Below are 4,957 nucleotides of genomic sequence, written 5' to 3'. Positions count from 1 at the left end.
CTGCGGATCGCGCGGGCGGGCGCCGCGCGGCTCTTGGCAGCCGAGCTTGCCGGCGTCGCGGTGCCGGCGCTGGACGGCGAGAGCGAGTAGATCCTCCGCGCAAGGATTGAGCGCCGGCGTCTTGCCATCGGCGTCCGACGTCGAGCCAGGGCTCAAAGCGAACCCCCGCCTGCGGCCGACGAGAATTTTCGTCTCGCACCGATGATTTACGCCGATCTCGATTGTCTTCACCTACAGGCGCGTCCGGATGGCCGGCGGCCCGGAAAAGAGGTGATCACATGAAACCGTTGCAAAATCAGAATGTCGTCGTGGTTGGAGGCAGCCGGGGTGTCGGCCGCGCGATCGTGGAAGCCGCGCTTGGCGCGGGAGCGACCGTGCTTGCCGTCGCCCGAGGCGCCGCCGACCTGAAGCAGCTTGCCTGGGAACGGCCGGGCTTGAAGACCCTCAGCATGGACGCGACGGCGGAAGCCGCGCCGCAAGCGGTTTTCAATGCGCTGGCGCCCGACGTGCTGGTGGTCTGCGCGGGGGCGCTCGCCGCTGCCGAGCCGATCCAGGAGCAGAGCTGGGAAGTCTTCTCGGCGAATTGGGAAATGGATGTCAAGGCATCGTTCCTGTTCTGCCGCGAAGCCCTCAAGGGTCGGCTGAAGCCCGGAGCCCGCGTGCTGCTGATTGCCAGCGGCGCCGCCGTCACCGGCGGCCCGCCGAATTCAGGCGGCTATGCCGGCGCCAAGCGCATGCAGATATTTCTGGCCGGCCACTGCCAGAAGGAATCCGACAAGCTCGGCCTCGGCCTGCGCTTCATGGCGCTTTCGCCGGCCCGCATCATGCCGGGCACCGGGGTCGGCGATCGCGGCATCGACAGCATTGCCGCGTACATGGGCATCCGCCCGGCCGACTTCCTCGCCAGCTTGAGCGACATGCAGACGCCGGACGATGTCGGACGGGCAGTGGTCGAGCTCGCGTCGGGCAAGCCGCAGGGCAGTTCCTTTACCGTGAGCGGCAACGGCCTTGCGGCAGCAGCGTGAGGCGAGCAGGATGGCGGCCGAATTCAGCGCGCCGGGCTTCCCATGACTGACGCCTCCGGCCCCTTCGAGCCTTTAGATAGGCAAGGCCGGCCGGTCCTCGACCGGCTGGCCTTCGAACGCCTGAGCGTCGCCCACCGCCGGGCGCTCAAACTGCATTGCTACCGGATGATGGGTTCGCTCAACGAGGCGGACGATCTCGTCCAGGAGACGTTCCTCAAGGCCTGGCGCGCGCGGTCGCAATTCGACGGGCGCGGCTCGGCGCGCGGCTGGCTCTACGCGATCGCCACCAAGAGCTGCCTCAACGCGATCAAGGCACGGTCGTCGGCGCGGCGCATTCTCGAGCAGCCCGGGCGGCCGCCCTCCGAAGGAGGCGCGACCGGCGGCCCGACCGCGGAACTCGCCTGGCTGGAGCCATATCCGGACGCGGAGCTGCCGGATATTGCCGACGACGGGCCCGGCCCGGAAGCGCGCTACGAGGCTCGCGAGGCGGTACGGCTCGCCTTTGTCGCAGCGATCCAGCTGCTGCCGCCCAGGCAGCGCGCGGCCCTCCTGCTTTGCGATGTGCTCGGATGGTCCGCCATCGAGACCGCGCAATTGCTCGGCGGAACTACGGCCTCGATCAACAGCGCCTTGCAGCGGGCCCGAACGACACTGGGCAACCGCCAAGTGCGCCCGCCGCAGCGGTCGCGGCCCAGCGCGGACGAAGGCGTGCTGCTCGAACGCTATATGCAGGCCTGGCAGGCCGACAATCTCGCGGGGCTTGTCGACCTTTTGCGCGAGGACGCCGTCTACCACATGCCGCCCTGGCGGGAATGGTACCATGGACGCCCAGCGATCGGCGCTTTCCTTCGAACCGTCTGGGGCAATTTTGCCGGCTATCGGGCGGTGGCCGTCGGCGCCAACGCCCAGCCGGCGGTGGGCATCTACGCGCTCGGCCGCCGGGATTCCACCTGGCGGCCGCATTCGCTGCATGTCATCGAAAACACCGACGGCAAGATCGCCTCGCTGACGATCTATGTCCCGCCGCTCGGCCCCGCCCTGTTCGAGGCCTTTGGCCTACCGCCGGAGCCACTTGCCTTAAGGGTCTAGTCCACATCCTCATCCGCGCCGGCCGCGGGCGCCGTCAGCAGCACGGCGGCGCCCAGCAGCGCGGCAACCAGCGAGCCGGCGAGGATGCCGACCTTCACCGCGTCCTGGAGCGCCGGATCGGCGGCGAAGGCGAGCAGGCCGATGAACAGGCTCATGGTGAAGCCGATGCCGCAGAGCAGCGAAATGCCCAGCATGTGCAGCCAGCCGGCATTGACCGGCAGGTCGGCGAGGCCGAAGCGGATGGCGAGCGCCGAGGAGCCGAAAACGCCGACCAGCTTGCCGAGAACCAAGCCGGCGGCGACGCCGAGCGTCAGCGGCTCGACAAGGGCTGCAAAGCTTAAGTCCCCGAGCGAGACGCCGGCATTGGCGAAGCCGAAGATCGGGATGACGAGGAACGGTACGAGCTTGTGCAGGCCGTGCTCCAGCCGGTGCAGCGGCGAATGTTCTTTATCGTGGCTGATGCCGGGAGACCGCTCCAGCGGGATGGTGAGCGCCAGCGCGACACCGGCCAGCGTGGCATGCACGCCCGACTTCAGCACCAGCACCCACAGGACGACGCCAAGCAGGAGATACGGCCAGAGCTTCATGGCCCGCATGCGGTTGAGCACGACCAGCAGAGCGATAACCGCAAAGGCGGCGGCCAGATACGCGAGCGACAGGCCACTGGTGTAGAACAGCGCGATGATGATGACGGCGCCGAGATCGTCGATGATGGCCAAAGCGGTGAGGAAGACTTTCAGCGAGGCCGGCACACGGCTGCCGAGCAGCGAGAGCACGCCGAGCGCGAAGGCGATGTCGGTGGCGGTGGGGATCGCCCAGCCGGAGAGTGCCGCCTGATTGTCGCGGTTGACCAGGACATAGACCAGCGCCGGCACCACCATGCCGCCGGCGGCGGCGATGCCGGGCAGCACGCGGCGCGGCCAGGTCGAGAGCTGCCCGTCGAGCATCTCGCGCTTGATCTCCAGCCCGACCAGCAGGAAGAACACCGCCATCAGCCCGTCATTGATCCAGTGCGAGACGCTGAGCGGCCCGAGATAAGCGTGGAGCACGGCGAAATAGGTCTCGGCCAAAGGCGAGTTGGCGACGATGAGCGCCAGGGCCGCGGCCGCCATCAGGATGATGCCGCCCGCGGCCTCGCCGTCGAGGAATTCGCGCAGGATCAATTTCGGCCGTTGATCCAAAGCCTGCATTTCTCCTCCTCACTTCCCTTTCGGCGGCGCGATGATGCGCAAACTTCAACGGCCGGGCAAGCATCGAAGGCAATCGTCGCGGCGTATCTGTCATTTCCGAACGCCGGCGCTGCCCCTCATCTGCCTGCCGGCATCTTCTCCCCGTGGAACGGGGAGAAGATGCGCTCTCGCCTAGGATTTCGCTAAATCTCCGAGGTGCGGCCAGCCCCTTCTCCCCGTCACTATACGGGGAGAAGTGCCCGGTAGGGCGATGAGGGGCAGCGCCGGCTTTGGCGGTTGGCTCCTTCACTACAAGCCGGACCAAGACCGACCTGTAGCGCATAATGCTGCGCGCTCAGCGATGCCTAACGCGGCGCCCGCTTTGCGAGAATCCGCTGCAGGGTGCGGCGATGCATGTTGAGGCGGCGCGCCGTCTCGGAAACGTTGCGGTCGCACATTTCGTAGACGCGCTGGATGTGCTCCCAGCGCACGCGGTCGGCCGACATCGGGTTTTCCGGCGGCGCGGCACGTTCGCCGGAGGTGCGGGTGAGCGCGGCGAAGACGTCGTCGGCATCGGCGGGCTTGGAGAGATAGTCGATGGCGCCGAGCTTCACCGCCGTCACCGCGGTGGCGATGTTGCCATAGCCGGTCAGGATGATGGCGCGGGCGTCGTCGCGCTTTTCGCGGATGGCTGCAACGACATCGAGGCCGTTGCCGTCGCCGAGACGCATGTCGACCACCGCATAGGCCGGCGGATGGGCGCGCGCCTTGGCGACAGCCTCTTCGACGCTTTCCGCCGTCTCGACCACGAAGCCCCTGGTTTCCATGGCCCGGGCGAGCCGGGTGAGAAAGGGCTTGTCGTCCTCGACGATGAGCAGCGAGGTGTCCTCGCCCTCGACCATTGCGCCAGCCGTCTCGTCTCCGCTCATCTTATCGGCACCCTATTGACCAAAAGCGCTACCCGTCGAAACGAATTCCGGCGAAGGCGCTCGAAGTCCATGTTTTTCGGGCATGCCGCTTTTCCAGACACAATTTTGGGCGACATGCTTCACTTTTACGCAGATACAGTCCCGCAAGAGCAATGTCCAATTTTTAGAGCCGGCAACAGAGCTGCCATGCGGTGCTTGCAAGGTCGACGCACCATCCAGCCAAGGTTACGCATTGTCGAACATGGTGGCCGAAGCCTGATCCTGGTTGAGGAAGACGCCACGCGGCCAGACGACCTGCACCACCGCGCCTTCGCCGAGCCCGCTCGAATTGCGGAAATCGATAGTGGCGCCGGACCGTTCCAGCAAGGTCTTGGCGATGAACAGACCAAGCCCCAGGCCGCCGCCCGCCTCCGTGCCCTGGCGCGTCGACATATAGGGCTCGCCGATGCGGTCGATGATCTCGGCCGGGAACCCCGGCCCGTCATCGGTGATGGAGAAGGTGACCGTCTCATTGTCCCAGCTCCAGCTGACGGTGACCGACTTGCGGGCGAAATCGACAGCGTTCTCGACCAGATTGCCGAGCCCGTAGATGACGCCGGGGTTGCGCTGGCCGACCGGCTCGGCGCCGATGCGCTCGCCGGGCCGCAGCCGGATCGAGATGCCGAAATCGCGGTGCGGCGCCGTCACCTCCTCGATCAGCGAGGTGAGCGGCATGCGCGACAGATGCGCTTCGCCTTCCGAGGAC

Annotated in this window: 5 protein-coding genes; 2 read left to right on the top strand and 3 right to left on the bottom strand. The window is 66.9% G+C overall.

Annotated features, from left to right (window positions below):
* The first annotated feature begins 278 nt into the window (after window positions 1-278).
* The gene (locus EOA28_RS24700) at window positions 279-1,025 is read left to right on the top strand and encodes an SDR family oxidoreductase (protein ID WP_128315378.1); all 747 of its coding nucleotides are present in this window, start codon (window positions 279-281) and stop codon (window positions 1,023-1,025) included.
* 42 nt (window positions 1,026-1,067) lie between these two features.
* Window positions 1,068-2,114: an RNA polymerase subunit sigma-70 gene (locus tag EOA28_RS24695; RefSeq protein ID WP_127249389.1), complete on the top strand. Its 1,047-nt coding sequence runs from the start codon at window positions 1,068-1,070 to the stop codon at window positions 2,112-2,114.
* Here the strand turns inward: EOA28_RS24695 and nhaA are convergent.
* The 3 genes from nhaA to EOA28_RS24680 all read right to left on the bottom strand — a co-directional run.
* Window positions 2,111-3,304: a Na+/H+ antiporter NhaA gene (gene nhaA, locus EOA28_RS24690; protein WP_127249388.1), complete on the bottom strand. Its 1,194-nt coding sequence runs from the start codon at window positions 3,302-3,304 to the stop codon at window positions 2,111-2,113. The two genes, EOA28_RS24695 and nhaA, sit on opposite strands and share 4 nt — an antisense overlap.
* A gap of 344 nt (window positions 3,305-3,648) precedes the next feature.
* Entirely contained in the window at window positions 3,649-4,212 is a 564-nt protein-coding gene (locus EOA28_RS24685) for an ActR/PrrA/RegA family redox response regulator transcription factor (RefSeq protein WP_108703014.1), read from the bottom strand.
* Between the two features lie 225 nt (window positions 4,213-4,437).
* Window positions 4,438-4,957: ATP-binding protein (locus EOA28_RS24680; protein WP_148670833.1), on the bottom strand; the 520-nt coding region annotated here is incomplete at its 5' end.

The organism is Mesorhizobium sp. M2A.F.Ca.ET.067.02.1.1 (assembly GCF_004023285.1).
GTDB lineage: Bacteria > Pseudomonadota > Alphaproteobacteria > Rhizobiales > Rhizobiaceae > Mesorhizobium.
This window is presented reverse-complemented; position numbering and strand designations above follow the sequence as displayed.

Coding starts and splice junctions, on each gene's coding strand:
- nhaA (WP_127249388.1), bottom strand. CDS start 3,304: ATGCAGGCTTTGGATCAACGGCCGAAATTGATCCTGCGCGAATTCCTC.
- EOA28_RS24685 (WP_108703014.1), bottom strand. CDS start 4,212: ATGAGCGGAGACGAGACGGCTGGCGCAATGGTCGAGGGCGAGGACACC.
- EOA28_RS24695 (WP_127249389.1), top strand. CDS start 1,068: ATGACTGACGCCTCCGGCCCCTTCGAGCCTTTAGATAGGCAAGGCCGG.
- EOA28_RS24700 (WP_128315378.1), top strand. CDS start 279: ATGAAACCGTTGCAAAATCAGAATGTCGTCGTGGTTGGAGGCAGCCGG.